At 40.1% G+C, this 3135-nt stretch carries 4 protein-coding genes; 2 read left to right on the top strand and 2 right to left on the bottom strand.

The window, feature by feature from the left end; genetic code table 11:
* Positions 1–55 precede the first annotated feature (55 nt).
* The gene (locus tag E1176_RS03325) at positions 56–697 is read right to left on the bottom strand and encodes an outer membrane beta-barrel protein (protein WP_155209158.1); all 642 of its coding nucleotides are present in this window, start codon (positions 695–697) and stop codon (positions 56–58) included.
* A 93-nt stretch (positions 698–790) separates the two neighbouring features.
* Here E1176_RS03325 and gldB point away from each other — a divergent pair, with 93 nt between their 5' ends.
* Complete coding sequence (gldB, locus tag E1176_RS03330) at positions 791–1792, top strand: gliding motility lipoprotein GldB (protein WP_155209159.1); 1002 nt, start codon at positions 791–793, stop codon at positions 1790–1792.
* 4 nt (positions 1793–1796) lie between these two features.
* A complete protein-coding gene (locus tag E1176_RS03335) occupies positions 1797–2525 on the top strand; it encodes a type III pantothenate kinase (RefSeq protein WP_155209160.1) in 729 nt (242 codons plus the stop codon).
* Between the two features lie 9 nt (positions 2526–2534).
* On the opposite strand, the gene E1176_RS03340 is transcribed toward E1176_RS03335, so the two are convergent.
* Positions 2535–3135: DsbA family protein (locus E1176_RS03340; RefSeq protein WP_222933066.1), on the bottom strand; the 601-nt coding region annotated here is incomplete at its 5' end.

Below are 3135 nucleotides of genomic sequence, written 5' to 3' on the forward strand. Positions count from 1 at the left end.
CGTTTGAAAAAAGTTATGTCTCTGAATGACATCAGCCCGAAATTCTTTTCAAAATCTAAAACTTAACCCCTAAATCCAGGCTGATGTAATCGTTTTTGAGGTTAATATCCCCGTCTAATGGTGCATGGTCATTAATTTGGTTGACTAGTCCGCGCTGGTAGGTAAAGCCGCCAAAAACGACTGTGTTTACTCCGACTTTATATTCCATGCCCATACCTATGAGTAGAGAAGAGTCAAAGATGAAAAAGTCTTCCACTAAAAAATATTCCTGCTTTTTGGGTTCCTCATTGATATTAAAGTCTAGTGTGGCCCCTACTTGAAAGTAGATTTTCTTGTCTAGCGCAACTTCATTTGTGAAAAGCTTCATAGTAACAGGCACCTGAAGGTATTGCAAACCATACTCTTCCTCAATATCTGCTCTGTTTGGCATTCCCGTGGCTTCAACACCGGCTCTTTTAGAGACAAAAAGCAGTCCGGTGCTTAAGAAGTAATTTTCTCTAATTTGAATATCAGCAATAGGTCCTATCGCTAATCTTAATCCATTGCCATTGGTACCAATACTGGCGGTATCGCTTTTTGCTTCTACCCGATTTGTCGATAATGTGGGGCTGAATTTAAGGCCAATTGTAAATTGTGAAAAAGCCGGTGTCACAAGTAAAGCCAGTGTGACAAGTAAGAGAATTTTTCTTAGTAGCATATAATTTTCTTTACTTTAGTATGTTCAAATTTTAGGGTCACAGATTATTCTGCAACCAATACTAATTAACACAAATAAAAGGACACTTTGTTGATGAAAAAAGCCATTATCTTCACCTGCTTTGCTCTTGCTCTATTATCCTGCAACGAGGAAAATAACGAGTGTGTTTACCAACCTGATATATCAGACCAGGAAATAAATATTGAAATAGAGCGATTGGGTGATAAATTGCTGGGAGTAAGTAGTCGCGAAGAGCTCAAGCAATTCTTAATTGATGAGCCAATAATCACCAACTTTTTTCTTAAGCCATCTGAGTACCCAAACCAGGAAGTAATGATCGATGAGCTGTATAAACGTTTTCAAAACCCGCATATTGACACGCTACAAGCTGAAATTGACCGGGTATTTGGGGATTTATCGCAACTTAAAGAAGAACTCAACTCGGCTTTTTCTCATATAAAATACTACTACCCTGATGCTCGTATACCAAAGATAAAAACTGTAGCCACTGGCCTTGCTCATGATATGTATGTCTCAGACTCGCTGATTGTAATAGGCCTTGATTTTTATTTGGGTGAAGGTGCGAAATACCGGCCGCTTGGTGTCTTTGATTATATGCTGAAGCGCTATGCCCCGGAATATATTGTGCCGTCAATTATGCTTCTTCAGGGGATTTCAGATGATTTTAACAAAACAGATTTATCAGATGAAACCATTCTTGCTGATATTGTAGCTTATGGGAAGTCATTTTACTTTGCCAAGCATATGATGCCCTGTACGCCAGACAGTGTAATCATTTGGTATTCTGATGAAGAAATTAAGGGTGCAATGGAAAATCAGGATATTATCTGGGCACACTTTATTGAAAAGGAATTGCTTTTCGAAACCAACCATATGGTGAAGAAAAAGTATATTGAGCCCCGACCGAAAACATATGAAATAGGCGAGAAAGCACCTGGCAGAATAGGTACTTGGTTGGGCTGGCAGATTGTGAAAAAATATGCTGAGGAGGAAGATGCCTCACTCCCTGAAGTAATGAATACGAAAGAGCCAAGGGTACTATTTAATAAATCAAAATATAGACCGGCCAGGTAAGACGATGTTTTTGTCGATCGATATTGGAAATACAGATATAGTACTAGGCTTTAATGAGTCAGGAAATTGGAAGGTATTTCGATGTTCGCACCAAAGCTCATTTAATGCTTTCCTATCTGAAAAAGTATCACAACCACTATTGAGTAAAGTAGAAAAGGCAGGCCTCAGCAGTGTGGTTCCCAACAGCACGGATCGTATTATTAAAGCCCTAAATGAATATCGAATTTCTCCAGTTGAAATTAAACCTGATCTATACGAGACGCTGCCAATTGCTATACCTAACCCCGGAGAAATAGGAACTGATCTTGTTTGCAATGCCCTCGCTGCTTTCGAGAAATTTAAAAGCGACTGTTTGATTATCGATTTTGGTACGGCACTCACCTTTACTGTAGTCGTGGATCGATCAATCAAGGGTGTAAATATCGCCCCTGGGCTTAAGACATCAATGAAAGCTTTGGTTGGTAGTGCTGCTCAGCTCAATGAAATAGAACTGAAACTGCCAAATTCAGTCATAGGAACCAACACTGAAACTGCTATACAATCGGGGGTGCTTTGGGGTTATGTAGGTCTGGTAGAGCGAATGATCGAGCGCATCGAAAGTGAGCTAAAGCTAAAGCTTAAGATTGTAGCCACTGGAGGTTTGTCAGAAGTACTTCAGCCCCTTCAGAGTCAATTTGACTTAGTGGACCGGAACCTTACGCTTGAGGGAATAAGGCAGGTAACTCAATCTTAATTAGATTACCTAAAAAGCCACTAACTCCACATCAAAATGAGCGGCTACATTCATGGCGTTCATCATAAAGTCTTCATGCGGCACAAAACCTCTGGCGATCGGTACTAACTCCTGATCATTTCCCATAAATACAGTGGGAAAACCTGTAACTCCTAATTCACCAGATCGTCTGAATTCATTTTCCGTTTGTTTTGCAATTTCGTCTGACCATAGTTTTTCCTGAAATTGCTTTTCAGGAAGTTCAAATTTTTTGGCCAACTCTTCATATAATTTTGCATCTCCAGGGGCTCGGCCATCGAAATAAAACGACTTTTGCAATTCATGGGCCATCAACATGGCGTCATCGGGCCTGAAAGATTTAAAGGTAGTAAGTGCACGTGATGGAGGTATGCTGGAAAAAATCATCTTACCGTCATCGAGTGCTTTTAGAAATTGATCGCCAAATTTTACGCCTGTTCGATCTTCTACTACATTATACGCTTCTTTGATATAACCTGCTACCTCACCGATTGGCCCAATGCGGTCTCCCAAAACCATGCCCCCACTTACTACCTCGAATGACAATTTACTTCTAAATTTTTTGAAGAATTTCTTCATCACCGGGCTAAAG

The sequence above is a fragment of the Fulvivirga aurantia genome, from assembly GCF_009711475.1.
GTDB classification, from domain to species: Bacteria; Bacteroidota; Bacteroidia; order Cytophagales; family Cyclobacteriaceae; genus Fulvivirga; species Fulvivirga aurantia.

Bases quoted from the DNA above. Each gene is read 5' to 3' on its own strand.
- E1176_RS03335 (WP_155209160.1), top strand. From the start codon at position 1,797: ATGTTTTTGTCGATCGATATTGGAAATACAGATATAGTACTAGGCTTT.
- E1176_RS03325 (WP_155209158.1), bottom strand. From the start codon at position 697: ATGCTACTAAGAAAAATTCTCTTACTTGTCACACTGGCTTTACTTGTG.
- gldB (WP_155209159.1), top strand. From the start codon at position 791: ATGAAAAAAGCCATTATCTTCACCTGCTTTGCTCTTGCTCTATTATCC.